The sequence below is a fragment of the Rhodanobacter sp. PCA2 genome, from assembly GCF_013620825.1.
GTDB lineage: Bacteria > Pseudomonadota > Gammaproteobacteria > Xanthomonadales > Rhodanobacteraceae > Rhodanobacter_A.
Genome location: NZ_NJIC01000049.1, coordinates 25,157 through 51,049 on the forward strand (window position 1 = coordinate 25,157; position 25,893 = coordinate 51,049).

General features: G+C 67.6%; 17 protein-coding genes. 5 read left to right on the forward strand and 12 right to left on the reverse strand.

Annotation, left to right across the window (positions count from 1 at the left end; translation table 11 throughout):
• The first annotated feature begins 9 nt into the window (after window positions 1-9).
• Window positions 10-882 (forward strand): WYL domain-containing protein, encoded by an 873-nt coding sequence (locus tag PCA_RS15490; RefSeq protein WP_181303512.1) that lies wholly within the window; start codon window positions 10-12, stop codon window positions 880-882.
• Here PCA_RS15490 and PCA_RS15495 read toward each other — a convergent pair.
• From PCA_RS15495 to PCA_RS15505, 3 genes are all read right to left on the reverse strand, one after another.
• Window positions 879-2,483, reverse strand: a complete 1,605-nt coding sequence (locus PCA_RS15495; RefSeq protein ID WP_181303513.1) for a hypothetical protein — start codon at window positions 2,481-2,483, stop codon at window positions 879-881. The genes PCA_RS15490 and PCA_RS15495 overlap by 4 nt on opposite strands.
• Before the next feature lie 284 nt (window positions 2,484-2,767).
• Window positions 2,768-4,369: a glycosyl hydrolase family 39 gene (locus tag PCA_RS15500; RefSeq protein ID WP_181303514.1), complete on the reverse strand. Its 1,602-nt coding sequence runs from the start codon at window positions 4,367-4,369 to the stop codon at window positions 2,768-2,770.
• Window positions 4,366-5,763, reverse strand: a complete 1,398-nt coding sequence (locus tag PCA_RS15505; RefSeq protein ID WP_181303515.1) for a GH1 family beta-glucosidase — start codon at window positions 5,761-5,763, stop codon at window positions 4,366-4,368. Before PCA_RS15505 ends, PCA_RS15500 begins: the two co-directional genes overlap by 4 nt.
• Window positions 5,764-5,918: 155 nt before the next feature.
• Here PCA_RS15505 and ugpC point away from each other — a divergent pair, with 155 nt between their 5' ends.
• Window positions 5,919-7,013: a sn-glycerol-3-phosphate ABC transporter ATP-binding protein UgpC gene (ugpC, locus tag PCA_RS15510; protein WP_181303575.1), complete on the forward strand. Its 1,095-nt coding sequence runs from the start codon at window positions 5,919-5,921 to the stop codon at window positions 7,011-7,013.
• A 32-nt stretch (window positions 7,014-7,045) separates the two neighbouring features.
• Here ugpC and PCA_RS15515 read toward each other — a convergent pair whose 3' ends face one another.
• The 9 genes from PCA_RS15515 to PCA_RS15555 all read right to left on the reverse strand — a co-directional run bounded on the left by PCA_RS15515 (window position 7,046) and on the right by PCA_RS15555 (window position 21,201).
• Window positions 7,046-9,247 (reverse strand): alpha-N-acetylglucosaminidase, encoded by a 2,202-nt coding sequence (locus PCA_RS15515; protein WP_181303516.1) that lies wholly within the window; start codon window positions 9,245-9,247, stop codon window positions 7,046-7,048.
• An 8-nt stretch (window positions 9,248-9,255) separates the two neighbouring features.
• On the reverse strand, window positions 9,256-10,077 hold the full coding sequence (locus PCA_RS15520) for a carbohydrate ABC transporter permease (RefSeq protein ID WP_181303517.1): 822 nt from the start codon (window positions 10,075-10,077) through the stop codon (window positions 9,256-9,258).
• The gene (locus PCA_RS15525) at window positions 10,074-10,949 is read right to left on the reverse strand and encodes a sugar ABC transporter permease (protein WP_181303518.1); all 876 of its coding nucleotides are present in this window, start codon (window positions 10,947-10,949) and stop codon (window positions 10,074-10,076) included. Before PCA_RS15525 ends, PCA_RS15520 begins: the two co-directional genes overlap by 4 nt.
• A complete protein-coding gene (locus tag PCA_RS15530) occupies window positions 10,946-12,193 on the reverse strand; it encodes a sugar ABC transporter substrate-binding protein (RefSeq protein ID WP_255436913.1) in 1,248 nt (415 codons plus the stop codon). The genes PCA_RS15525 and PCA_RS15530 overlap by 4 nt, the downstream gene beginning before the upstream one ends.
• Before the next feature lie 128 nt (window positions 12,194-12,321).
• The gene (locus PCA_RS15535) at window positions 12,322-13,821 is read right to left on the reverse strand and encodes a glycosyl hydrolase family 39 (RefSeq protein WP_181303520.1); all 1,500 of its coding nucleotides are present in this window, start codon (window positions 13,819-13,821) and stop codon (window positions 12,322-12,324) included.
• A gap of 9 nt (window positions 13,822-13,830) precedes the next feature.
• The gene (locus tag PCA_RS15540) at window positions 13,831-15,330 is read right to left on the reverse strand and encodes a glucoamylase family protein (RefSeq protein ID WP_181303521.1); all 1,500 of its coding nucleotides are present in this window, start codon (window positions 15,328-15,330) and stop codon (window positions 13,831-13,833) included.
• A gap of 82 nt (window positions 15,331-15,412) precedes the next feature.
• Window positions 15,413-16,942, reverse strand: a complete 1,530-nt coding sequence (locus PCA_RS15545) for a tryptophan halogenase family protein (RefSeq protein ID WP_181303522.1) — start codon at window positions 16,940-16,942, stop codon at window positions 15,413-15,415.
• A gap of 126 nt (window positions 16,943-17,068) precedes the next feature.
• Complete coding sequence (locus PCA_RS15550) at window positions 17,069-20,116, reverse strand: TonB-dependent receptor (RefSeq protein ID WP_181303523.1); 3,048 nt, start codon at window positions 20,114-20,116, stop codon at window positions 17,069-17,071.
• Window positions 20,117-20,136: 20 nt separating this feature from the next.
• Window positions 20,137-21,201 carry a LacI family DNA-binding transcriptional regulator gene (locus PCA_RS15555; protein WP_181303524.1) on the reverse strand — a complete coding sequence of 355 codons (1,065 nt, stop codon included), beginning with the start codon at window positions 21,199-21,201 and terminating at the stop codon, window positions 20,137-20,139.
• A 780-nt stretch (window positions 21,202-21,981) separates the two neighbouring features.
• Between PCA_RS15555 and PCA_RS15560 the strand changes: the two genes are divergently transcribed.
• The 3 genes from PCA_RS15560 to leuC form a co-directional block, all read left to right on the forward strand.
• Window positions 21,982-23,571, forward strand: a complete 1,590-nt coding sequence (locus PCA_RS15560) for a 2-isopropylmalate synthase (protein ID WP_181303525.1) — start codon at window positions 21,982-21,984, stop codon at window positions 23,569-23,571.
• A gap of 15 nt (window positions 23,572-23,586) precedes the next feature.
• Complete coding sequence (locus PCA_RS15565) at window positions 23,587-24,561, forward strand: branched-chain amino acid transaminase (RefSeq protein ID WP_181303526.1); 975 nt, start codon at window positions 23,587-23,589, stop codon at window positions 24,559-24,561.
• Window positions 24,558-25,893, forward strand: a 1,336-nt coding sequence (gene leuC / locus PCA_RS15570) for a 3-isopropylmalate dehydratase large subunit (protein ID WP_181303576.1), incomplete at its 3' end; no start/stop codon positions are given. The genes PCA_RS15565 and leuC, both read left to right, overlap by 4 nt.

Below are 25,893 nucleotides of genomic sequence, written 5' to 3' on the forward strand. Positions count from 1 at the left end.
GCGTCAGCGATGGACCTGACTTTTGCCCAGCGCGAACGGTTTCGTTTCGTCGAGTCCACGCTGCTTTGGGAGGGCGGTATCCAGCGGGCGCGCGTGAGCGAAGTTTTCGGGGTCGCGCGCAATCACGTCACGAAGGATTTGCGTGACTACGAGACGTCCTACCCCAAGAGCCTTGTCTTCGAACCGCGTCAACGGATCTACGTGCCGGGTCCACGCTTCAAGCCTCGGTTCGCCTCGGATGATCCGGCGGAATATCTGGCGCTTCAGCTGACGTATGCAGAAAGCGGCTCGACCGCCATGCTGCCGCTTTTGGCGGGCGGCCCCGTACCGACGATGGCTGTGCCGATGCCGGACCATGGCATCACCAAACCCGTACTACAGACCCTCGTGCAGGCCATCCGTCAGAACCGTGGCGTCGAGGTGCTCTATCACTCCATGAGTGCCAACCAGCCGACTCGCCGCACGTTGTGGCCACATGCGCTCGTGCATACCGGGGTGCGATGGCATGTTCGCGCTCTGGACGAACGCAGTCAGGAATTTCGCAACTTCGCCCTGCAACGGATGGAATATCCCACGCTGGCGCTTTCGCAAAGCCCAAAATCCAGCGAAGATGATGAGGATTGGCAAACTAGCCTCATGCTGGAGGTCATCCCTCACCCGGCGTTGAATTCCCACCAACAGCAGGTGGTGGCACGCGAGTTCGGCATGCGGGCCAACCGGCATGGACCGGTCTGGTCTGTGCCATTGCGCCGTTGCTTGATTGGGTATTTCGCCCAGCGATACGGCCTGGATCAGCCGAAGGCCAAGCCTCCGAAGCAGGTGGTAATCCTGCGCAATCTATCGATGGCGAGCCCTTGGTTCCTGCCAGGCAAGGCTCGCTAGCCGCCTTCAAATGCCAATATTTCATCCAGAGTCCAGACGCGATCTGTCAGCCCCAAGCGCTGTGCCGGTGTCGTCTTCTGCTTGCCGGTCAGGTGGAAGTTGTAGGTCACACGGAAGATGTCGAGCAAGCGGATCACCACCAGCGCGCTGTAGGCGCTGTAGCCGTAGAACGCTCGGCCATCGGCACTCGAACTGTGGATCGGGCGCTCCAACAGGTGAATCTTGCGCCGAATCTGCATGAAGTAGCGGTCAATGCTCCGCAAACTGGCGCGTGCATACCCCTGCAGCAGGCGACCCGTCTCGCGCTGCCCGTTGTCGGTTAGGCAAACACTGGCGCGCTCCGGCTCATTGATGGCCGGATAGGGATGCACGATCCATCGATCCCGCGGGCGCGGGATGTTCTGCACCGCAACGCGGTAGCGCGCGGCCAGCATGGCAAACAACACTTCGACGTCGCTTCGGCCAGGATGGTTCGTCCGCTCCCGTGCCAACGCCGCCTCCGCCTCCCACAGCGCTGCTCGCTTCGCGTTCACCGTCAAGGTCTTGTTGATACGGACCAGAAAGGCATCAAGCGAGCCACGCCGTATGCGGTCGGCAAAGGTCAGCAAGCAGGTACGTTCGATGCCAGGCTCGCGATCCAGCGAGAACTGAATATGGTCGGCACCCGCGAGCAAGCGACGAAGCACCTGGAAATGGGCAGCCATGGCGATGTTTTCGTGCACTGGAGTGCCACGACTGGCGGGACGGAAATCTTCATGCGTCGTCAGTTCGGCTTCGCGATCACCGGACGGCGACGCGTCCAAACGCTCATGAGGCAGCCAAAGCCGGGCGAAGCGGCGAAACCCCACGTGCAGGTCTGGGTCACCCGCCTCTCTCGCCGCGAGATCACAGGCGAAAGGATCCGCGTCCGGATCGAAATTCACGTGCTGCGCCAGGATATAGCCGGATTTACCCTCAGCGCTCGCGGTGGCCATTAATACACTTTGCCGCCGGTCTATGGCACTCGCCCAATTGAGCAGATGCTCCTGCCGATCCGTGGCGATGTGGACGTTACCCAGCAGTTTTCCTGCCAGTAAGGGGCGTTCGTGGAACGCGGCAAATGCCCGACACCGTTCGTGGATGAGTTCGATTCGCTGATAGAGCGTCGCCGGTCGGATGTCGGCGATCTCGCAGAGGCGCCGCATGGCCACGCGATTTATGAGGTAGCGGTAGACCTCGAGCGTCTTTTCAGGCTGACGCAATCGGTGGGTGACGGAACGGCACGACGAGAACGTTCGCCGACACACGCGACATCGATAGCGCGGTGAACCAGTGTCGGTCCGGCCAAAGCGCTGGTAGGCCTCCGGCGCTTCGACTACATCCCGCCCCTGGTTTTCACACCCTGGGGTTCGGCAAGCACTCATGGGAGTCGGGCGGTACCAGGTAAGCAGTCGATCCCGCTCCTCGACGACCGCAGCATTGCTGATCAGAGCGGTCGTCTCTTTGCATTGCCGGCATTGCAGGCTCGACCGACCCTTGGATGCCGCCGATGTTCCTATGACGATGTAGGCATCCGGTTGATCCGGGTTCGTCCAGCGACTCACCCCTTCGAGGGGATGCACACCAAAGCTCGGGCAGCGAGGGTTCCGGCAGCAGTTTAGCTGCATGCCGTTGGCGGCGGATGGAACACGAGATCCCGACTTCTTTCGATAGGCACGTGGCAAAAGAAAACCCCCGGGACGAATCCCGGGGGTTATAGCGTCCCTTGCGGGGCGATATCAACAGATTAACTGAACGCCTAGCCCTCCAGTGGAGGGGCCGCCCGCGGTCCAGCACCGTTCCCGTGCAGGCCGTGCCCTGACCGGGGCCACGGCGGGATGGCGGCGGGCAAGCCCGCCGCCCGGGGTCATTTCACCTCGATCACCACCAGCCCCTGGGGCGGGATGTCCAGCCCCAGCTTGCCGCCGTGCACGGCGAGCTGCTCCGGCGCGCTGGGCTTGCCCGCCTCGCGCAGCTGTTCGATCTGCTCGCGGCTGGGGAAGGCCGGCCGCCCCATGCGGTCGAACGTGGCGATGACGTTGCCGTGGTTCTCGTCCAGCCGCCACACCTGGGCGGTGGCCTGCGCCGGCAGCGCCGACAGCTCGACCTCGAAGTGCCGCACCTCGCCCTTCGGCTTGCCGACCGTATAGGCGGCGGTGTCGCCCACCGGCGGCGCGTAGTTCCACAGCGCCAGCACCACGGTGCCGTCGGCGCGGCGGGTGGCGATGGCCGAGTCGGAGGCCACCGGCAGCCGCACGTCGCCCAGCCTGTGCAGCATCGCGAACGCGTTGAACGACGGCTTGGCGATGTTGCGCTCGGCGATCAGCCCGAAACCGCCGTAGAACGGCGAACGCACCACGCCGCCTTCCTCGAACACGTCGGAGAACGTCCAGTAGCTCATCGCGTCCACCTTGCCCGCGCAGGCGCGGATGGTGTTCGCGAGCCACGGGCCCATGTACACGGTGTCGGTGACGTTCGGCAGGTTCGCGTAAGAGGCGTTGTACTCGCTCATGAAGAACGGCAGCTTCGAATACGGCGAGGCCTGGATTTCCTTGTGCACCTTGTCCACCGCGCGGCACACCATGTCCTTGCGCGGGATGTTCTCGTCGGTGCGGAACACGTTCTCGGCGGTGTCGTCGCCGTAGACGTGGGTGCTGACGAAGTCCAGCGGCACGTCGGCCGCGTGCACGTGCCTGAGGAAGCCGGCGACCTCGGCGGCCTGCGCGGTGGACGGGCCGCCCACGCGCAGGCGCGGGCTCACCGACTTCAGCGCGCGCGCGGTGTGGTCGTACAGCGTGTAATACGTTTCCATCTTGGGGTTGCCGGCCCAGAAGCCGATGTTCGGCTCGTTCCACACCTCGAAGTACCACTGCGACACCTCGTCGATGCCGTAGCGCGCGACCAGGTGCTGGGCGAACGCGCGGATCATGCCGTCCCACAGCGCGTAGTCCTTCGGCGGCGCGACGTTCGGGTGGTACCAGAAGTCCTGCAGCGCCTTGGGATCGGAGCTCAGGTCCCTGGGCATGAAGCCCAGCTCCACGAACGGGCGCACGCCGCGCTCCAGCAGGCCGTCGTAGATCTGGTCGACGTAGGAGAAGTTGTACACCGGCTGGCCGTCGCCGCCCGACTTGTCGGCGGCGTTGTAGAACGGCTGGCCGGCCTTGCCGAGCTGGAACAGGCCCACGTCGTCGTCGAGGATGCCGTGGAAGCGCACGTAGCTGAAGCCGGTGATCCGCTTCGCCTCCGCCAGGTCCTTGCGATAGTCGTCGCGCAGCGTGAGCGAGGCGCGGCCGGAGCCGAACATCTCCTCCCAGAAGTGCGGGAACGGCGTGCCGTGCGCCTTCGCGTCCACGCGGACCTGCACCGCAGCGTTCGCGGCGGCCGCCACCTGCGGCGCGCCGACGGCAAGCAGGGCCGCGGCCAGCAGCGCCGCCAGGGCGTGGGTCCGGGCCGGTTTCGTCTTCTTCATCTCGTTTCCTCCGCTTCCGTGTGCTTGGTGGGATGGCCTTGCGGCTCGTCCAGCGCCTCGCCCTGGCTGGCGATCACCCGGGCATACAGCCGGGCGCTGGCCTTGGGCGTGCGTTTCTGCGTGGCGAAATCGACGTGGTACAGCCCGAAGCGCTTGGCGAAACCCAGCGACCATTCGAGGTTGTCCAGCAGCGACCACGCGTAATAGCCCCTGAGATCGATACCGGCCTCGATCGCCGCGTGCGCGGCCTTGAGATGCCGGCGCAGGTAGTCCGTGCGCAGCGGATCGTGCAGCACCTCGCCCTGCACCGACGGCGGGTCGTAGAACGCGGCGCCGTTCTCGGTGATGTAGAGCGGGATGTCGCCGTAGCGGCGCCGGAACCCGGTCAGCATGTCGGTGAGGCCCTGCTCGTAGACCTCCCAGCCGGTCTCGGTGCGGGTGACGTGCGGCTGCGTCACCGGCGCGGCGCGCAGCGGCCACGCCTGCTCGTCGTGGCGCACCACGGCGCGGGTGTAGTAGTTCAGCCCCACGAAATCGACCGGCTGCTTCGTCAGCCGGAAATCGTCCGCCGGGAAATCCGGCCAGGCGGCGCCGTACACCTCGCGCAGCTCCGGCGGATAGCTGCCGAGCAGCGCGGGATCGGCGAACTGCTGGTTCATGTAGGCGTTCGCGCGGCGCGTGGCGGCGAGGTCGTCCGCGCTGTCGGAGGCCGGGTACTTGGGCTCGATGTTGAACACCACGCCGATCCGGTGCCGCCCGTGCGCGCGATAGGCCTGGATGCCGGCGCCGCTGGCGCGCATCAGGTTGTGCGCCGCGATCGGCGCCTCGTACAGGCTGCGGTGGCCCGGCGCCAGCGTGCCGCGCAGGTAGCCGCCGTCCACCACCACCCAGGGCTCGTTGAGCGTGGACCAGAACGGCACGCGGTCGTCCAGCGCCTTGAACATGGTCTGGGCGTATTCGGCGAACCAGTGCGCGCTGTCGCGGTTGAGCCAGCCGCCGCGGTCGTCCAGCGCGGCCGGCAGGTCCCAGTGGAACAGCGTGACGTTCGGCACGATGCCGTTTTCCAGCAGCTCGTCGACCAGGCGCGAGTAGAAATCGAGGCCCTTCGGATTGACCCGCCCGGTGCCCTCGGGCAGCACGCGCGCCCAGTTCACGCTGAAGCGGTAGCTCTGCAGGCCCAGCGCGCGCATCAGGCGCACGTCGTCCTTGTAGCGGCGGTAATGGTCGCAGGCCACGTCGCCGGTATCGCCGTCCGCCATCATGCCGGGCGTGTGCGCGAAACGCTCCCAGATGCTGGGGCCGGCGCCGTCGGCCAGCGGCGAACCTTCGATCTGGTAGGCGGAAGTGGCTGCACCCCACACGAAGTCGTCGGGGAAGCGGAATCGTCGGGTCATGGCCACACGAACTCTGAAATGCCGCAGCGCGGCTTGATGTAATCGATTACATCCCGAGAATAGCCGAACGCCGTCCCGGGATGCACTCCCCAGTAGTCATGTCCCGCGACAGCGAACGCCGCAACGCGACATCCACCCCGGAGCATGCAACGCCGATGGCCAAGGTCAGTCTCGACAACGTGCGCAAGGTCTACCCCGACGGACATGTCGCCGTCGCCGGTGCCAGCTTCGACATCGGCGACGGCGAACTGCTGGTGCTGGTGGGGCCGTCCGGCTGCGGCAAGACCACCCTGCTGCGCATGATCGCCGGGCTGGAAAGCGTCAGCGCCGGCACGGTGCGCATCGGCGACCGCGTGGTGAACGAGGTGCCGCCGAAGGATCGCGACATCGCCATGGTGTTCCAGAACTACGCGCTCTACCCGCACATGACGGTGGCCGAGAACCTCGGCTTCGGCCTGCGCCTGCGCGGCCTGCCGCGTGCGGAAATAACGCAGCGCGTGGACGAGGTGGCGCGCCTGCTGGAACTCGACCAGCGGCTGGACGCGCGCCCCGCCGCGCTCTCCGGCGGCCAGCGCCAGCGCGTGGCGCTGGGCCGCGCGATGGTGCGCCAGCCCGCGGTGTTCCTGCTCGACGAGCCGCTGTCCAACCTCGACGCGCGGCTGCGCCTGTCGATGCGCGTGGAGATCGCGCGGCTGCACCGGCGCTTCGGCTCCACCACGGTGTACGTCACGCACGACCAGGTCGAGGCGATGACGCTGGGCCAGCGCATCGTGGTGTTCGACCGCGGCGTGATCCAGCAGATCGACACGCCGATGCGCCTCTACCAGCGCCCCGCCAACCTGTTCGTCGCCGGCTTCCTGGGCAGCCCCGGCATGAACCTGCTGCGCGGCACCCTGCATGTCGACAATGGCCTCGCGCTCGCCACCGCCGGCGGCGTCATCCGGCTCGGCACGGCGCCGCAGGCTGCCGCGCTCGACGGCTGGCGCGATCGCGAAATCATCCTCGGCCTGCGCCCGGAGGACCTGCATCCGCTCGCCGCCGATGATCCCGGCCCCGCGCTGGAAGCGCGGCTGGAAGTGCTGGAGCCGGTGGGCAACGAGGTCTTCCTCAATCTGCGCCATGGCGATGCCGCGCTGGTCGCGCGCACGCCGCCGGGTACTGCCTGCGCGCCGGGCGAGATCGTGCGCCTCGGCATCGCATCGCAGCGCGTGCACTTCTTCGATCCGCACGACGGCACGCGCATCGACTGAAACGGCAAGGTCTACGCGGACAGGCGGGCGGATCACGGCGTGCAGATCCCGAGTCGCTGCGCCACCTCGGACGCCAGTTGCCACGGCTCGCCCCGCGGCGTGGTCGGCTCCGCCTCGCGCGAAACCGCCCACGCATGTTCCATCGCGTACCAGTCGATCGCCGCGGGCGGCTTGCCGGTCGCCAGCGATTGCTGCAGCGATTCGAAAAAGCGGCGCCAGCGCGGCGCATACAGGCCGCTCACCAGGCCGGACAACTCGCGGTTGGCATAGTCGTGGAGGCCGCCGCGATCGGCGTCGCCGCGGTCGCCCCAGATGGTGATCAGCGTGCGCTGGTCGTACTCGAATTGCGCCGCCTCGGCTTCGCCGGCCGCGGCCGCGCGTGCCGGCGCCAGCCAGTTGCCGAGCAGGAACCCGGGATCGCTGGCGAGCAGGCGGTCGAGCAGCGCCATGTTGTCCAGCCATTCGGTGGACAGGGCGTGCAGGCGCGCGGCGTCCTTCGCCTCGTAGGCTGCCTTGATCCGGGGCAGCAGCAGGCGGGCGTGGTTGGCCATCGTCTGCCGCGCCACGTCCACCACGTCGTGGCGGTAGGCGCTGGTGTCGCGCAGCGCGGGGGCCACCTGCAGCAATTCGCAGATGGCCCGGTCGAAATGCCCGGCGTCGTAGCGCATCTGCTTCGGCGACCATGACGCCGCCGTCGACACGTCCAGCGCGGGGCGCGCGCTGAACAAGCCGTCCTGCGGCTCCGAGTCGCCGTTCGACGGCATCGCATAGGCCGTTTCGCCGAGGACGCGCCACGCGGCCTCGCCATGCGCGTCGGCGCCGCCGTAGCGGTGCTCGGCGTAGGCCTTGAACCAGGCGGCTTCGTCGTGCGGCACCGGCTCCCACGCGAGCGCGGTGAACAGGGCGAACGCCGCCGGATCGATGCCGCTGGCCTCGGGCATCCAGGCGATGCCGCGCAGCTTGCTGCCGGGCTTGTCGCGCCATGCCGCAAAACGCTCGAGCCACACGCCGGCGTTCGCGCCCAGCGTGGTGTGGCCGCCGAAGTTCGGGATGCTGCCGAAGGCATACGGCGTGTCGTGCCAATCCTTCTCGCGATCCAGCCCGTCGTGGCGGTCCGACAGGCCGTCGACGATCAGCAGGCGCTGCTTGTCCACGGCGTCGAGCACGTCCGGCAACGGATTGTGCTGCCAACCCAGCAGCACCCAGCGCGCGCCCGGATGCGCGGTTTGCAGCGCCTTCATCACGCCGCGGGCGGCATCCGCCACCGGCACGTCGCCGGCGCGGCCGCCTTCGTGCAGCAGATCCATCTTGTACATCGTGCCGTCGCCGAACAGCTCGCGCTGCTGGCGATAGAAATCCGCCGCGACCTTCGCGAACAGCGGGTCGCGCGGATCGAGCCAGTCCGGTCGCGCGAAGCCGCCCCACTCGCCCTGCGCCACCACGTTCGCGCCGGGATGCTTCGCCGCAAAACCCGGCGGCACGGTGCCGAACCAGCCGGGGAACACGGGCGTCATGCCCAGTTCGCGCAGGCGCGCCACGATCTTCCGCGCCAGCGCCACGCGGCGCGCGTACTGCGGCGGCGACAGCGGCGCGTCGAACTCGGACATGTTCTGCAGCAGCCACCACGGCTGGTGCGCGGCGGCGGGAATCCACGCGCGCATCTGCGCGTCGTCGTAGCCGAAATCCCGGAAGGTACGGCGATACACCTCCTCCGTGCCGACTGGCATGAACACCTCGCCGATGCCGTGCAGGGCGAGCAGGTCGATCTTGCGTTCCCACGCCGGCCAGTCGAGGTAGGCGTTCGAATAGCCGTCGTCGGTGTCGTTCAGCGCATAGCGATCCGGCACCACCGCGCGGCTGGCGATCGGCGCAGCCGGCGCCGGCAAGGTGGACGGCAGGCGCGACAGGCTGTCGCCCGGCCAGCCGATGCCGACGTGCGCCACCTGTTCCAGGTAGGCCTCCACGCCGGTCAGGATGACCGCGGGCGAGGTGCCCGCCACCACGATGTGCCCCGGCGTGCCGCGGATCTCGAAGCGGTCCGCACCCTGCCCGCGGTCCAGCGACGCCAGCGTGAATTGCGCCTGTTGCTTCGGAAGCAGGCGTTGCAGCGCCGCGCGTGCCGGCGCCGTGTCGAAGGCCGGCGTGGTTGGCGCAGCGGCGGATGCGCTGCAGCCCCATGCGTACAAGCACCCGCACGCCAGTACCGCCAGCAAGGAAAGCCTTCGTGTGTTCATGCCTGCCATCATCCCTTCACGCTGCCCAGCAACAGACCATCGAGGTAGTGCCGCTGCATGGCGAGGAACAGCGCCAGCACCGGCAGCACGGTGAGCACCGAGCCGGCCATCATCTGCTCGGTGCCTTCGGTGTGTTCGCGCGCCATCGAGGCCAATCCCAGCGGCAATGTGTAATGGTGCTGCCCGGTCAACTGGATCAGCGGCCACATGAAGTCGTTCCACGCGGTGAGGAAGGTCAGCACCGCCAGCGTCGCCACCACCGGCCGCAGCAGGGGCAGCACGATGCGCACGAAGATGCACCACTCGCTCGCGCCGTCGATGCGCGCCGCCTCCAGCAGCTCGTCCGGCAGGCCGCGCGCGTACTGGCGCACCAGGAAGATGCCCAGCACCGTCGCCATGCCGGGCATCACCACGCCGGCATAGCTGTCCACCAGGCCGGCGTACTTGAACATCAGGAACAGCGGCAGCATCGCCACCTGGGCCGGCACCACCAGCAGGCCCAGCAGCGTGCGGAACAGCCGCTCGCGCCCCGCGAAACGCAGCTTGGCGAACGCATAGCCGGCCAGCAGGTTGCAGGCCAGCGACAGCAGCGTGATCGCGCCGGAGATCAGCAGGCTGTTGAGCAGGTAGCGCCACATGCCGGTGTGCGCGAACAGCTGCCGGTAGTTGTCCAGGGTGGGATGCGCGGGCCACAGCGGCGGCGGCAGCGCATTCGACGTGCCCGCCGGCATGAACGACACCGCGAGCATCCACAGCAGCGGGAACAGCGCAGCCAGCGCGCCGCCCAGCAGCAGGCCGTTGACGATGGCCTTCGCCAGCCGCGGGTTCATGCATCCTCCCGGCGCGACAGGCGCAGCATCGCCGCGGTCACCGCGAACATCACCAGGAACAGCAGGAAGGCTTCGGCCGAGGCGGTGCCGAGGTTCCACCATTTGAAGCCGTCCTCGTACATCAGGTACAGCACGCTGGTGGTGCTTTCCAGCGGGCCGCCCTCGGTCATCACGTAGGGTTCGGCGAACAGCTGGAAATAGCCCGACACCGTGAGGATCGCCACCATCAGCAGGGTCGGCCCCAGCATCGGCAGGCTGATGTGGCGGAACTGCCGCCATGCCGAGGCGCCGTCGATGCGCGCCGCTTCGTACAGATCGGCGGGAATCGCCTGCAGGCCGGCAAGCAGGATGATCATGTTGTAGCCGAAGTTCTTCCACACCGCGAACAGGATGATCGTGGGCATCGCCCAGTGCGGATCGCCCAGCCAGTCCACCGGATGGATGCCGAGCGTGCCGAGCACGTGGTTGGCCCAGCCGTACTTGGTGTTGAACAGGTAGCGCCACACCACCGCCGTCGCCACCGCCGTGGTCACCACCGGCACGAACAGCGCGGTGCGGAAGAACGCCTTGCAGCGCGCCAGCGGCGAGTGCAGCAGCAGCGCCGCGCCCAGCGAGGCGGCCAACGACAGCGGCACGCCCACCAGCACGAAATAGAACGTGTGCCACAGCGCGGACCAGAACTGCGGCCGGTGCAGCAGCACCCAGTAATTGCCCAGCGCCACGAAGCGCAGGTTGTGCAGGTCGGCCAGCGCGTAGAGGTCGTAGTCGGTGAAGCTGAGCGCGAGCGCGCCGAGCACCGGCAGCAGGAAGAACACGCCCAGCACCAGCAGCGCGGGGGCGAGGAACAGCCATGCCGTGCGCGAAACCTTCATCGCCGCGCCTCCGCGCGATCCAGCATCCAGCGTCGCTTGGCCAGGATCGCATCGGCCTGGCGATCCATCTCCGCCGTGGCCTGGTCCACCGTCAGCCCACCCGCCACGGCGCGCGCGGCGACCTGCTGCATCATCACGGCGATGCGTTCCCACTCGGGTATCGCCGGCGTGGGCTTCACCCGTTCGAGCTGGTCGCGGAACGCATGCATGGCGGCGTCATTCTGCAGCAATGGGCCATCCCAGCTGCTGCGCCGCGGCGGCATGTTGCCGGTGAGCCGGTAGAAGCGCTGCTGCACCTCGGGCTGCGAGAGGTATTCGATCAGCGCCCATGCCGCACGCTGATGCCTCGACGCGCGGAACACCACGAGGCTCGCGCCACCCGCGAGTCCGGCACCGGGGCCATCCGGTCCGGGCAGCGGCGCGGTGGACCAGTTGCCCTGCTCGGCCGCCGGCAGGCGCTTGCGGAACTCGCCGATGTTCCACGGCCCGGACAGGTAGAACGCATACACGCCCTTGCCGAATTCCGCCCACGGGTTGCCCACTTCCACGTTCGTGACCGCCGGCGCCTGGCGCAGGCGGAAGGTGTCCAGGTAGAACTGCAGCGCGCGCCTGAAGCCCGGGCTTGCGAAATTGCCGCGGCTGTCGTGGTCGCGCAGCAATGGATCGGGCTGCTGCAGCGCGAGGGACAGCAACTGCTCGTACTCGTTCGTCGGCAGCAGGATGCCGTAGACCTTGCGTGCGGGATCGCTGAGCGCGGCCAGCATGCGCCGCCATTCCGCCCAGTCGCGCGGCGGCGCATCGAAACCCGCCTGCTTCAGCAGGTCGCGGCGATAGAACAGCAGCCGCGTGTCCACGTACCAGGGGATGCCGTACAGCGCGCCATCGCTGACATTGGTCGCCCAGATGCTGGCGAAGTAGTCCGACGGCGCCACCGCCGCCGAAGCGGCCACGCGTTCCTGCAGCGGCGCCAGCGCACGCAGCGCCACCATCTCGGGCAGCCAGCTGTTGCCGAGCTGCGCCATGTCCGGCGTGGTGCCGCCGGCGATCGCCGTGAGCAGTTTCTGGTGCGCCGCGCTCAGCGGCAGCTGCTGCACCTCGACGCGGATGTCCGGATGCGCGCGCTCGAAGTCCGGCAACAGCTTCGCCACCGCCTCGCCCTCGGGCCCGAAGGTCCAGAACACCAGGGTGTCGTCGCGCTTGCCGGTACAGGCGGCGAGGCACAGCACGGCAAGAACCGTTGCCATGCGCACCCATCGCCGGAATCCACCCTGCCCCATATCCGCCTCCGCCGATCCCGCACCGCGGGCTGCCAGGGCGATGCGCCTGTGAGGGCAAACGCATCGGCCACCGACATACCCGCGGCGCACCATGGTCAGCGGCCCGTGACGGTCACCAGCACCAGGGCATCGGGCTCCAGTACCAGCGTCAAGCCGCCACGATCGAGGCGTTCGCGCGCCGGCGGCGGCAACGCGGTGGCCGCGTTCATCTCCGCCACCTGCGCCATCGTCGGATAACGCGGGCTGCCCATCCTGGCGTAGACCGGCAACACGTTGCCGTGACTGTCGTCCACGCGCTGCACCGTCACCTCGGCGTCCGCGGGCAGGTTGGCGAATTCCAGGCGCAGCGTGCGCGGGGCGCCGCGCTGTCCCGGATCGACCAGGTTCCAGGCCGCGATGGCCAGGCTGCCGTCCTTCCTGCGCGTGACGATCACGTCGCTGGAAGGATTCGCCAATCGCTCATCGCCCAGCTGGTGCAGCAGCGCGAAGTCGTAATAGCTGGGCTTGTCGATGCCGCCGCTGGCGCGCAGGCCGAACTGGCCGTTGAACGGTTCGCGGCTGGGGCCGTTCTCCTCGAACACGTCGGAGAAAGTCCAGAACGACATCATGTCCACCAGCCCGTCGCATTGGCGCACGGTGTTCGCCAGCGCCGGCCCCACGTAGGTGGTGTCGCGCAGCCTGTCGCGCCCAGGCACGTTCCACTCGGTCCAGAACAGGGGCAGGTGCGGCAGCGGCGACGCGGCGATCTCGCCGCGCACCTTGCCGATGGCGCGGCACACGCGCTCGTCTTCCGGCACCGGCTTGTCGCTGTGGAACAGGTTTTCCACCGTATCGTCCGCATAGCCGTGCGATGAAACGAAATCCACCGGCACCCGGTTCCTCGCGGCATGCGCCAGGAAATCGCCGACCCATGAAGCCGCCGCCGTGGCCGGACCGCCCACGCGCAGGCGCGTGCTCACCGATTTCAGCGCGCGCGCGGTGTGGTCGTACAGCTCGAAGTATGACGCCTGGCGCGGCACGCCGCCCCAGAAGTCGATGTTCGGCTCGTTCCACACCTCGAAGTACCAGGTCGAGACTTCGTCGATGCCGTAGCGCTGCACCAGATGCTGCGCGAGCGCGCGCATCAGGCCGTCCCAGCGCCCGTAGTCCTTCGGCGGCGATACGTTGGGCTTGTACCAGAACGCATGCAGCGCATCGGGATTGGCCGCCAGCTTCTTCGGCATGAAGCCGATCTCCACCACCGGCCGCACGCCGTTGCGCAGCAGGCCGTCGTAGATCCGGTCCACCATGGTGAAGTTGTAGACCGGCTCGCCGTGCTCGTCCTCGGTGTACACGCCGTTCTCGTCGTCGAGGAGGCCGTGGAAGCGCACGTAGCGGAAATCGGCGACGCGCTTCACCGCGCGCAGGTCGTCGCGGTAATCCTCGCGCAGGCTGAGCGCGGCGCGACCCGAGCCGAACATCTGCTCCCAGAAATGCGGGAACGGGGTTGCCTTGGCCGCAGCGTCGATGCGCACGGTGTGCTGTGGCGCCGCCTGCGCCCGGATGGGCAGCACGGCGACACAGGCGATGGCAAGGGCGGCCAGCAAACGACGCATGTTCTTTCCTCAGGGCAACGCGGCGGCGGCCGCCTTGGCGTCGGCGCGTTCCAGCCAGCCGCCGGTGAAGCCGGCGCGCTGCAGGCCGCGACGGATGTAGGGGTTTTTCTTCATCACCTTCCACACCAGTCCGCTGCGCCAGTTCTCGATCATCAGCAGGATCGGCCCCTGGTCGATGCCCAGTTGCTGGTTGTCGGCCCAGCCGAAACCGGGATAGGTGCGGCCGTCCCTGGGCGTCTCGTGGAAGCTCAGGTTGAACGAGTCGACGAAGCCGTAGCGACCGTAGATGTAGTTGCCGTAGCGCTGCTTCATCGCCATCAGCGTGGGCACCACGATGGACGGCGCGAACGCGATGGAGCCGCCGGCCGCGGTGGGCGCGATGGTGCCGTCGTCGTTGATCTCGTTCAGCCCGGCGCCGCGCGCCATGTAGCCGCTGAAACGGCGCACGCCCTGCGGCGAGGTGACGGTGAGGTCGCCCGGGCCGTCGCTGGCGGTCAGTCCCCACACGTCGGCGCCGTAGCCCGTCCACTGGCCGGGGTTGGCGATCGCATAGGCACGCTGCGCGTAGGCCGCGAGTCGGCCGTTCTCCGCGTAGTCCAGCCCGTGCGCACGGCTCCAGGCGTCGCGGATGCCGCGGAAGTCCACCCAGGCTTCGGTGTACTGGTGGCCGAACATCGGCGCGAAGTTGAGGAAGGTGTGGCCCTGGAACGTGCCCCACTGCTTCGGATAGGTCGAACACCAGGCGGCCCACGCATCGTCACCTACCGGATGCGTGGGCGAACCCAGCGCCAGCAGGTAGACCATCTTGCCCTCGTCGTAGCCCTTCCAGTCGGTGGCGATGAACTGCCCGCCGGGCGTCCAGCCCATGCTGATCAGCGGCTTGCGCGCCTGCATCCACGGCCAGTCCACCGCGCGGTAGAGCCGGTCGGCCAGTTGCCGGATCTCGCGTTCCCGAGGCGTGGCGCTGTCGTAGTAGCTCTGGGCGAACAGCACGCCGTTCATCAGCAAGGTGGTGTCCACGCTGGACAGCTCCACCCAGCGGGCCTCGCGGCGGCCGGTCTGCATGTCGAGGAAGTGGTAGAAGAAGCCGCGGTAGCCGGCGGCATCGTCCTCGCTGCCGTTCTGCGGCGCCGCCGCGAGGAAGCGCAGCGTGGTGAGCGTGCGCTCCGCCGCCTGTTCGCGCGTGATGTAGCCACGCTCGGCGCCGATGCCGTAGGCGGTCAGGCCGAAACCGATCGCGGCGACGGAAGAAAACGTGTGGTTGGGCCACGAGTCCGGCACCAGGCCGGTGTACGGATCGGCGCTCTCCCAGAACCAGTCGAAGGTGCGGCGCTCCAGCTCGTCGATGAACGCCTTCTGGTCGGGTGCCAGCCCGTGATAGGTCAGCGTCTCGACGGCCGGCGGCGCGGCCGGCGGCGACTTCTCGGCCCGTACCGGGCCGCCCGCGACCAGTGCGGTCAGCGCGACCAGCGCGAAGACGTGCAGATGGCGCCATCTGGATGAAAGCATTCGAACCTCGTGTCGATGGAAAGGGCCGCCCGGTCAAGCGACGACAACGGCGAAGCTGGCCGATGGAAATGCGCGGCGGCTCCTACGCCGCCGCGGTGGCCGTTGGCATCACCGCCGCACAGTGGCGTGCGATGAACGCTTCGTGGGAGGGCATTGCATCCACGCAGCTTTCCACCACGTCGCGCACGCCCTTCATGAATTGGCGCAAGTCCGCTTCCGGCATCTGCCCCGCCAGTGCATGGCAGCGCTCGGGCAGGATGCCCTGCCCGATCATCACCTGCACCCAGCTGGCCGCGCCGAACATTTCATTGCCCTCGCGGAAGAAACTGCCGGTGTCGCGGAACAGGCCGATGTTGTCCTCCAGCGTCGCGGGAACCGACATTTCCCGGCACTGCTTCCAGAACGCGCTGTCGACCCGCTGCGTCGCGTGGTAGTGCAGGATCAGGAAATCCCGTATGCGCTCGGCCTCGAACGTCGATTGCGCATTGAAACGATCCTGCAGCACCGGGCTGCAATCGCGCCGCGGGAACAGCGTCAGCAGCCGCACGATGCCCGCCTGGATCAGGTAGATGCTGGTGGACTCCAGCGGCTCCATGAAACCGCTGGCGAGTCCCAGCGCGACCACGTTGCGGTTCCATGCCCGCTTGCGGCGGCCGGTGACGAAGCGCAGTTGCCGCGGATCGCCCAGTGGACGGCCATCCAGGTGCTTCAGCAGGATGGCTGCGGCCTCGTCGTCGCTGAGGTGCGCGCTCGAGTAGACATGACCGTTGCCGGTGCGGAACTGCAACGGGATGCGCCACTGCCATCCGGCTCGATGGGCGGTGGAACGCGTGTAGGGCGTCGGCGGCCCGACCTTTTCGCAGGAAACGGCCAGGGCCCGGTCGCACGGCAACCAGTGCGTCCACTCCTCGTAACCGGTATGCAGCGCCTGCTCGATGAGCAAGCCGACGAACCCGGAGCAATCGACGAACAGATCCGCCTCCACGCGTTCGCCGCTCTCCAGCACGACGGCCTCGACGAAACCGTCGTCGGGGCGCAGCAGCGTCTGCACGATCCTGCCTTCGGTGCGCCGCACCCCGAGCTTTTCGGCATAGCCGCGCAAATAGCCCGCGTACAAACCCGCATCGAAATGGTATGCGTAGGCGATGCTGGCCAGGGGCGACGTGGGCGGCACGTCGGCGGCCGAAGTCATGAACTTGTTGCGCGGCGCGGCAAGCGTGTTGAGGGAGTAGTCCCCGAGCTCGCCGGCCCACCCCTCCTGCCGCGCCTTCAGCCAGTACTGGTGGAACGGCTGCATGCCGACGTCGTGGCCGATGCTGCCGAAACCGTGGATGTAGGAATCGCCCAGCCTGCCCCAGTCGTTGAACTGGACGCCGAGCTTGAACGTGCCCTGGGTCCGCTTCACGAACTCCGCTTCGTCGATCCCCAGCATGCGGTTGAAGAAGCTCAGGTGGGGCACCGTGCCTTCGCCAACGCCCACGATGCCGATCTGCTCGGACTCGATGAGCCGGATGCCATAGGCGGGGCCCAGCATCTTCGCCAGCGCCGCGGCGGCCATCCATCCCGCCGTCCCGCCTCCCACGATGAGTATGGTCCTGACCTGGTCGTTCATGAGCATGTCATCCCGATGCATGAAGCGTGGGCCGCATGCCCTGCGGCCCACGGATCCGCGGCGACGGTCGACGCGACCGTCGCCGCAGGGAACGCGACCCGCCTGGACGGGCCGCGAGCCGACCGGTCAGAACTTGATGTCCGCGGTCAGCTTGTAGGTGCGTGGCACCCCGTAGATGTTCCCGATCTTGTTGTAGTACGGCTGATACATCGCGCCGGTGTAGAAGTCCGCGGTGTCGGCGTAGTTCTTGAAGTTCAGCACGTTCAGCGCATCGAAGCGAAGCTGCATCACGAAACCATGGCCGAGCGGGATGTTCTTGGAAGCCTGCAGATCGATGTCCCGGTATCCGAAGATCGGGCCGCCGATCAGGAAACGGCCGCCCCGCGGGATACCCACGACCGGCCATGCCGCCGACATTTCATGCTGCGCGCCGACCGCATTCGGATACAGGTTGCAGCAGGAAATGGCCGACACCGGCGTGGGCGTGGCCAGCGTCAGCTTGCCTGCCAGGGTGATGCCCCAGGGCACGTCCACGGAGCCGGTGACGACGAGTCGGTGCTTGGGTGCCGCACTGGAAAGCTGGAACGGATAGTCCCTGATGTTCGGCAGGTCGAACGCATAGCCGTCGGAATACAGCCGGTTCTGCGTCGCGTGCGTGTGCGTGTAGGCGATCGTCATGCTCCAGCCGCTCTCGCGGGTATAGGGCTTCTCCGCCGAGAGCAACAGCTGGGTGTTGTAGGTGGTCTTGCCGTTGTCGAACAGGATCAGCCCGCCAATCCCCGGCACGCCGGCGCCGCCCCACTGGTTGTTGAACGTGCCATAGGTATAGAACTTGCCGTTCGGATAGCGGTTGCCGAGCTCGCCGACTATGCCGTTGTACTGGATGATGCGCGACAGCGTGGCGCTGGTGTTCCAGTCGCCCACCTTGTTGCGCATGCCGATGCTGAACTGGTCGGAATATGGCGCCTTGATGTTGTTGTTGATCATGTCGACTTCGCTGACGCCGGAGCCGAGGCTTTGCAGGTTCGCCGCGTTGAGGTACTTCGGATCCCAGACGAAGCAGCTCTGGTTGTCGGCCATCCCGGGGCCGCAGGCGTTGAGGCCGGTGGGATTCTCGAAGTAGACGCTGGGCTCGGACAGCGCGTTCTTGCTGTTCTCCAGCGAAATCACGTCGAACAGGTTGCGGTCGTAGGCGCGACCGACGCCGCCGAAGATCACGTGCTGCTCATCGGCGTTGAGGTCGTAGGAGAAGCCGACGCGAGGCTGGAACTCGTTCTTCGGCGCCCTGCGGTTGTGGCCGTTGCTGATGTAGTTGGCGATGTTCACGCCACCGGCAGCCAGGCTATCGGCGTAGGAATGGTTGATCGTCTGCCCGTTGAAGACGTAGGTGGGCGCGTAGACCGCGTCGACGATCGGCTGCAGCGTGCGGTAGCTCAGGAACTGCGGCGCCTTCTCGTAGTCCCAGCGGATGCCCAGGTTCAGCGTCAACTTGTCGTTGACCGCCCAGTCGTCCTGGATGTACGTCCCGAACTGCTTGTTCTTCGACGTTGCGGTCAACGGCAATCCGGAGTTCACCTTGCCGAACACGACCTTCCAGGGAATCGATTCGGTGCCGTTCGGGCCGACGTTGTAGAAATAGTTGGCGGCCGTGGAGCTGTCGCGGTCCGTCAGTTCGACCTCCTTGTACTTCACGCCCATCTTGACCACGTGGTCGCCGTGCCAGCTGAGGTCGTTGAAGGTCAGGTTGTCCTGGATCGTGTGGCCCTTCTGGCGCGCCTCGAAATACTGGCGCGGATCCTGGCCGTTGATGGTGAGGATCGTGGCGTTCGGCGCAGGATCGTTCCAGAAGTAGGTGACCGCCGGGGCGTCGCTGATCGCCGAGGGCGAGTCGAGCGTGCTCTCGTAGTTCCACATCAGCTCGTTGTACCAGCTGTCGGCGCTGTGCTGCCAACGCGCGTCGATGCGCTTGTCGTTGTTGCGGTAGTTGTAGTTCGCCGACGCTGCCGTGGTGGTGCCCGCGCCGTAAACCTGGGTTTCCTTGCGGATCTTGGTGCTCAGCTCGAAACGGTCCCGATTGGTGGGCTCCCAGTCGATCTTGCCGAAGTACAGGTTCTCCTTGAACGGCATGGCGCTGGGCCCGAGCTGGGCGCGCGCATCCGGCGGCAGGAAAGTGTTGTACGGCACATTGTTGTAGGACTGCGTGGCGCCGGTGGTGGTGGTCGGGGTGGAGAACTTCTTCGCCTCGTAGGTCACGAAGAAATGCAGCTTGTCCTTGATGATGGGGCCGCCGAACGCGCCACCGTACTCGCTGCTGACGCCGCGGGCCTTGTTGTGCGCGTCCGCCTCGGCAGGCGTTTCCGCGCGCAGCCTGTCGCTGGTGAAGGTGTAGAAGGTTTCGCCATGGAACTCGTTGGTGCCGGACTTCGTCTCGGCGGTGATCGCCGCCGAGGCGATCTGGTCGTACTCGGCCTTGTAGTTCGAGGTGATGACCTTGTACTCGCCGATCGCCAATTGCGGGAACGGGTTGCCCACGTCGCCATCGTGGTTGGGGCCGGCCTGCCCGGAGAGGCCGCCGCCGTGGACGTAGTTCTTCTGGCCCACGCCGTCGATGTAGACGTTGACGTTGCTGCTGGGCTGGGCGCCGGCCTTGATCGAGGTTTTGCCGTTCTCGGTCTGGAACGCCATGCCCGGGACGGTATCGGCGAACTCCAGGAAGTTGCGCGTGATCTGCGGCGTCGTATCGATCTGGTGCAACGACACCGTGGAGCCGATCTCGGACGTCTTCACTTCCTGCAGGGCCGTCCCGCTCACGGTGACCGCTCCGAGCGTCTTGGCGTTCGCTTCGTTCGCCGCCGGAGCCGAACCGCCGAGGTCGAGGGTGCCGGTCGAGGCCACGCTCAGCGTGACGGTGCGCTCGGTGCCCGGGCCGGCATCGACCTGGTAGGTGCCCGGCTTCAGGCCCACCAGCGCGTAGCTGCCGTCCTTGTCGGTACGCGTGACGCGCACCGAGCCGGTGGCCACGTTCTTCGCCGTGACGGTGACGTTCGCAGGCGCCTTGCCGCGCAAGGTGGCGTCGGCCGACTGCGCATACACGATGCCCGGCAACGAGGCCACCATCGCTGCAGCGACGGCGGCCGGAAGCAGGCGCTTCTTGAAAGATCTGTAGGTACTCATGAACTCCCCTCCAAATGTCGTCAACGATTCGACGGATCGCGAATCTTCTTGGTTGTGCTTGTGCTTGTGCTTGCTGCCGCCCCGCCCCGATTTGCCCCGCACGATTCGCGCACGACGATGTCGCAGCCGAGCGTGTGCACCGATGCTGCCGACAAACCGGGACGGTCCATCAGGTCGGCCAGCAGATCCATGGCGTTCTTGCCCAGTTCCGCGATGCGCACCCGCACCGTGCTCAGCGGCGGCGTGACGTATCGCGCGATCGGGATGTCGTCGAAGCCGGCCAGGGCGATCTCGCCCGGCACGTCGACGCCGGCTTCCTTGAAGGCCTGCAGGCAGCCCACGGCCATCATGTCGTTGGCGGCGAACACGGCCTCCGGCCGCGTCTTCGACGCCAGCAGTTCGAGCCCGGCCTGGTAGCCGGACGCTTCGCCGAAGTCGCCGGCCACGATGCGCAGCGGCGCCTTCGGCACCAGCTCGCCCATCGCCGCACGGAAACCCGCCTCGCGCTGCTGGGCGTCGAAGTTGTCCTTCGGGCCGCTGATGAAGGCGATGCGCGAATGGCCGAGGCCGACCAGGTGGCGCACCATCGCGTAGGTGCCGGCGAAGTTGTCGATGTTCAGCACGACCGCGCCCGCTCTGACGTCGCTGTTGAGCAGCACGGCGGGCAGGCCGTCCGGGAGGTTCGCCTTCAGGAACTCCGCATCCACGCGCGGGGAGGACAGGATCACGATGCCATCCACGCGACCCTGCATCGCGCGCAGCGCAGCCGCCGCGTCCTCGGTGCCGTTGTGCGAACTGGACACCAGCAGGTGCAGCCCGTGCGAGCGCGCCTCCAGGTCGATGCCGCGGATCAGCTCGGAGAAGAACTCGCCGTGCAGGTCGGGCATCAGCGCGCCCACCGCGTGCGTGCGCCGGGTGATCAGGCTGCGGGCGGCGCTGTGGGGCACGTAGCGCAGCCGCGCGGCAGCCTCGCGGACGCGCTGCGCGGTCGCCGGGGTCACGCCGCCCGTGCCATTGAGGGCGCGCGATACCGAGGCCACCGAGACCCTGGCCTCGCGTGCGACGTCCTTGATGGTTGCCGTCACCTGGATGCCCTCCCGACCCGTGCGGCACCTCTCTGTCTGGCGCCGGGGAGCCGAACGTAAACGTTTTCACGAACGCTTGTAAAGCGGCTGCTAACAACTTCTTTTGCTGCGACACAACAGCAAAAGCCGCGAGCAAAGTCGATGCGTATGCGAAATCGGCCAAATCAAGGCATTGTCTTTCACAATAAAGAACTTGCGCGCCGCAACAACCAAAGTTTCGGCGCTGGACAGGAAATCGTCCCAAACGCAGTCGCCAAGGCGGAAGATCCGGAGAAATCCGGAAACGCTTACATCGCTCATTTCTGGTCGGCCCATCTGCCTGCGCCGACCCGGCCTGCCACATGCGCCGCCGCATGGTCCGGCCGCGGCGGACGAACGCGCCGCGGCGTTTCCGCATGAAATCCGCGATTCGGACGTATGGACGCCTAGCCGCCCATATGCCGCGAAAGCCCACGCGGCGCCGCATCTGCGAAATCGTCATGAAAAAAAGTTTGACAAGCCGGAAACGCATGGCGTAGGGTCGAACACATGTCGCAGCGCAGCAGCCCCCGCCACAGCACCGGAACGACCCGTCTCACGACGGTCGCCGGCATATTGCAGCTGCGCGGCGCACTCCTTCTCGGCCTTGTACTCGTACTCCTCATTACCAACGGAGGTGCGGGCTGAGGGCATGCGTCCAGGTAGCTAGAAAACGAACCTGAGATCACCCAAAGAACCCCGCACCGAACACGGCGCGGGGTTTTTTGTTGCCTGAAGGCCCGTTCCACAACGGAGCCAGCGATGAAAAACCCGCAACACGACGAGCAGAACGAAGGCGGCGACGTAGCCGCCGAGCACGTGCGCATCTTCGACACCACCTTGCGCGACGGCGAACAGACGCCCGGCTTCTCGATGGACCGGCGCGCCAAGCTGCGCATGGCGCAGATGCTCGAGGCGCTCGGCGTGGATGTGCTCGAAGCGGGCTTCCCGCAGGCGTCGCCGGACGACTTTGCTGCGGTCGCACAGATCGCCGGGATGCTCACGACCACCACCGCCTGCGCACTGGCGCGCTGCGTGCCGGGCGACATCGACAGCGCGGGCCGCGCGCTGGCGTCGGCCAGGCGTTCGCGCATCCACGTGTTCCTCTCCACCAGCCCGCTGCACCGCGAGCACAAGCTCAACATGAGCAAGCAGCAGGTGCTGGACACCGCCGTCGCCGCGGTGGAGCAGGCCATGAAGCTGGCGCACGAGGTGGAGTTCTCCGCCGAGGACGCGATGCGCACCGAGCCGGAGTTCCTGGTCGAGGTGTTCGACGCCGCCGCCGCCGCGGGCGCCACCACGCTGAACGCGCCCGACACCGTGGGCTACATGATGCCCGCGGAAATCGCCGAGCGCTTCGCCTACCTCATCGCCAACGTCAAGCGCGGCAAGCACGTGGTGTTCTCCAGCCACTGCCACAACGACCTGGGCCTGGGCGTGGCGAACAGCCTGGCCGCGGTGGGCGCGGGCGCGCGCCAGGTGGAATGCACGATCAACGGCATCGGCGAACGCGCGGGCAACGCGGCGCTGGAGGAAATCGTGATGGCGATGAAGGTGCGCGGCGCATGGCTCGGCACCGACACGCGCATCGACACCCGCAAGCTCTACCCCGCCTCGCGCCTGCTCACCGAACTGACCGGTCAGAACGTGCAGCGCAACAAGGCCATCGTGGGCGCCAACGCATTCGCGCACGAGTCCGGCATCCACCAGCACGGCATGCTCAAGCACCGCGGCACCTACGAGATCATGCGGCCGCAGGAGGTGGGTATCGCCGAGACCAGGCTGGTGCTGGGCAAGCACTCGGGCCGCGCCGCGCTGCGCCAGCGCCTGCAGGCGCTGGGCCATGCGCCGGACGAGGCGGCGATGGACGACATCTTCGCGCGCTTCAAGGCGCTGGCCGACAGGAAGCGCGAAATTCACGACGAGGACCTGGAAGCCATCGCGCTGGGCCAGGACCCGGATGCGCAGGGCCCGTGGCGCCTGCTGCAGCTGGGCACCAGCACGCACCTGGGCGGCAGCGCCTCGGCCTCGGTGAAGCTGCGCCACGACGACGGCCGCGAGGCCGGCGAGGCGGCGATCGGCGACGGCCCGGTGGACGCGGTGCTGCGCGCGATCGAGCGCGCCACCGGCAGCACGCTGGACGTCACCGAGTTCCAGGTGCGCGCGGTCAGCGAGGGCGGCGACGCCCAGGGCCACGCGCAGCTGGTGGCGCGCCACGCCGAACGCGACTGGCGCGGCCAGGGCGTCAGCACCGACATCATCGAAGCCACCGCGCAGGCCGCGCTGGCCATCGTCAACCGCATCGAGCGGCAGGCCCCGGCATCCGCGCCGGTCGTCGTTGCCCATCTGTAAGCACGGGAAACCTCCATGAGCCACACCGCCTTCCTCTGGCACAACGGCCGCATCAAGCCCTGGGCCGAAGCCAACGTCCACGTCAGCGCGCACGCGCTGCACTACGGTTCCTCGGTGTTCGAGGGCGAACGCGTCTACGCCACGCCCTCCGGCCCGGCCTACTTCCGCCTTGGCGACCACACGCGGCGCCTGTTCGAGTCGGCCAAGGTCTACGAGATCGAGATCGGCTACAGCGAGGCCGAGATCGACGCGGCCTGCATGGACGTGATCCGCGCCAACGGCATGAAATCCGCCTACGTGCGCCCCATCGTGTTCCGCGGCGCCGGCGGCCTGGGCGTGCTGCCGAAGGACGGCGCGCCGGTGGAAGTGGCGATCATGGCGCTGGAATGGGGCGCCTACCTGGGCGACGCCGCCGAGCGCGGCGCCGATGTCTGCGTGTCCTCGTGGAACCGCCCCGCGCCGAACACCTTCCCCAGCTGGGCCAAGGCCGGCGGCAACTACCTGTCCAGCCAGCTGATCGGCATGGAAGCACGGCGCGGCGGCTACGACGAAGGCATCGCGCTGGGCCACAACGGCCTGCTCAGCGAAGGCGCGGGCGAGAACCTGTTCCTGGTGAAGCGCGGCAAGCTGCTCACGCCGCCGTCCAGCGCCGGCATCCTCGCCGGCATCACCCGCGACAGCGTGATCACGCTGGCCGCCGAACTCGGCATCGCGGTGGAAGAACGCGACCTGCCGCGCGAGGCGCTGTACACCGCCGACGAAGTGTTCATGACCGGCACCGCCGCCGAGATCACCCCGGTGCGCTCGGTGGACCGCAAGCCGGTCGGCAGCGGCACGCCCGGCCCGGTGACGCGTGCGCTGCGCGATGCGTTCTTCGGCCTGTTCGACGGACGCACCACGGACAAGTGGGGCTGGCTGGACTACGTCAACGCGAATGCCTCCGGTCGCACGCATCAGGAAAAGCCCGCCACGGTGGAGGCATCGGCATGACGGCCGCACGCACGCTGTTCGAGAAGGTATGGGACGCCCACGTCGTCGCGCCCGAGAGCGCCGACACGCCGGCGATCCTCTACGTCGACCTGCATCTCGTGCACGAGGTCACCTCGCCGCAGGCCTTCGACGAGCTGCGCTCGCGCGGCCTGAAGCTGCGCCGCCCGGATCGCACGCTGGCCACGCTGGACCATTCCACGCCCACCTTGCCGACGAACGCCGACGGCACGCATCCCTACGCCAACGCCGAGGCGCAGGCGCAGGTGGCCCAGCTGGAAACCAACTGCCGCGAGTTCGGCGTCGAGCTGCACGGCTGGGACAGCGCCGATCGCGGCATCGTGCACGTGATCGGCCCCGAGCTGGGCGCCACGCAGCCGGGCGACACCATCGTCTGCGGCGACAGCCACACCTCCACGCACGGCGCCTTCGGGGCACTGGCCTTCGGCATCGGCACCACCGAAGTCGGCCACGTGATGGCCACGCAGTGCCTGCTGCAGCGCAAGGCGAAGACGCTGGCGATCCACGTCGACGGCGAGCTGCCGCCCGGCGTGGGCGCGAAGGACCTGATCCTGCACATCATCGGCACCATCGGCGTGGACGGCGGCACCGGCCACGTCATCGAATACCGCGGCGCGGCCATCGAGAAGCTGTCGATGGAAGAGCGCATGACGGTGTGCAACATGTCGATCGAGGCCGGCGCGCGCGCGGGCCTGATCGCGCCCGACGAAACCACCTTCGCCTGGCTGAAGGGGCGCCCGCGCGTGCCGCAGGGCACAGCCTGGGACAAGGCGGTGGCGCACTGGCGCACGCTGAAGACCGACGCCGGCGCGCAGTACGACCGCGAGGTGCGCATCGACGCCGCCGCGGTGAAGCCCACCGTCACCTACGGCACGCATCCCGGCATGGCGATCGCGATGGACACGCCGGTGCCCGCCGCGCGCAACGCGATGGAACAGCGCGCGCTCGACTACATGCAGAGCAACGCCGGCCAGCCCATGCAGGGCACCAGGGTGGACGTGGTGTTCGTCGGCAGCTGCACCAACTCGCGCCTGTCCGACCTGCGCGAGGCCGCGCACGTGCTGCGCGGCCGCCGCGTCGCCGCCGGCGTGCGCATGCTGGTGGTGCCCGGCTCCGAAGCGGTGCGCCGCGACGCCGAGGCGGAAGGCCTGCACGAGGTGTTCCGCGCCGCCGGCGCCGAGTGGCGCGTGCCCGGCTGCTCGATGTGCATCGCGATGAACGGCGACCTGGCGCAACCGGGCCAGCTCGTCGTGTCCACTTCCAACCGCAACTTCGAAGGCCGCCAGGGCAAGGGCGCGCGCACCGTGCTCGCCA

Bases quoted from the DNA above. Each gene is read 5' to 3' on its own strand.
- PCA_RS15525 (WP_181303518.1), bottom strand. From the start codon at position 10,949: ATGAAGGTTTCGCGCACGGCATGGCTGTTCCTCGCCCCCGCGCTGCTG.
- PCA_RS15545 (WP_181303522.1), bottom strand. From the start codon at position 16,942: ATGAACGACCAGGTCAGGACCATACTCATCGTGGGAGGCGGGACGGCG.
- PCA_RS15520 (WP_181303517.1), bottom strand. From the start codon at position 10,077: ATGAACCCGCGGCTGGCGAAGGCCATCGTCAACGGCCTGCTGCTGGGC.
- PCA_RS15550 (WP_181303523.1), bottom strand. From the start codon at position 20,116: ATGAGTACCTACAGATCTTTCAAGAAGCGCCTGCTTCCGGCCGCCGTC.
- PCA_RS15560 (WP_181303525.1), top strand. From the start codon at position 21,982: ATGAAAAACCCGCAACACGACGAGCAGAACGAAGGCGGCGACGTAGCC.
- PCA_RS15500 (WP_181303514.1), bottom strand. From the start codon at position 4,369: ATGAAGAAGACGAAACCGGCCCGGACCCACGCCCTGGCGGCGCTGCTG.
- PCA_RS15505 (WP_181303515.1), bottom strand. From the start codon at position 5,763: ATGACCCGACGATTCCGCTTCCCCGACGACTTCGTGTGGGGTGCAGCC.
- PCA_RS15565 (WP_181303526.1), top strand. From the start codon at position 23,587: ATGAGCCACACCGCCTTCCTCTGGCACAACGGCCGCATCAAGCCCTGG.
- PCA_RS15530 (WP_255436913.1), bottom strand. From the start codon at position 12,193: ATGGCAACGGTTCTTGCCGTGCTGTGCCTCGCCGCCTGTACCGGCAAG.
- ugpC (WP_181303575.1), top strand. From the start codon at position 5,919: ATGGCCAAGGTCAGTCTCGACAACGTGCGCAAGGTCTACCCCGACGGA.
- PCA_RS15540 (WP_181303521.1), bottom strand. From the start codon at position 15,330: ATGCTTTCATCCAGATGGCGCCATCTGCACGTCTTCGCGCTGGTCGCG.
- PCA_RS15515 (WP_181303516.1), bottom strand. From the start codon at position 9,247: ATGAACACACGAAGGCTTTCCTTGCTGGCGGTACTGGCGTGCGGGTGC.
- PCA_RS15490 (WP_181303512.1), top strand. From the start codon at position 10: ATGGACCTGACTTTTGCCCAGCGCGAACGGTTTCGTTTCGTCGAGTCC.
- PCA_RS15535 (WP_181303520.1), bottom strand. From the start codon at position 13,821: ATGCGTCGTTTGCTGGCCGCCCTTGCCATCGCCTGTGTCGCCGTGCTG.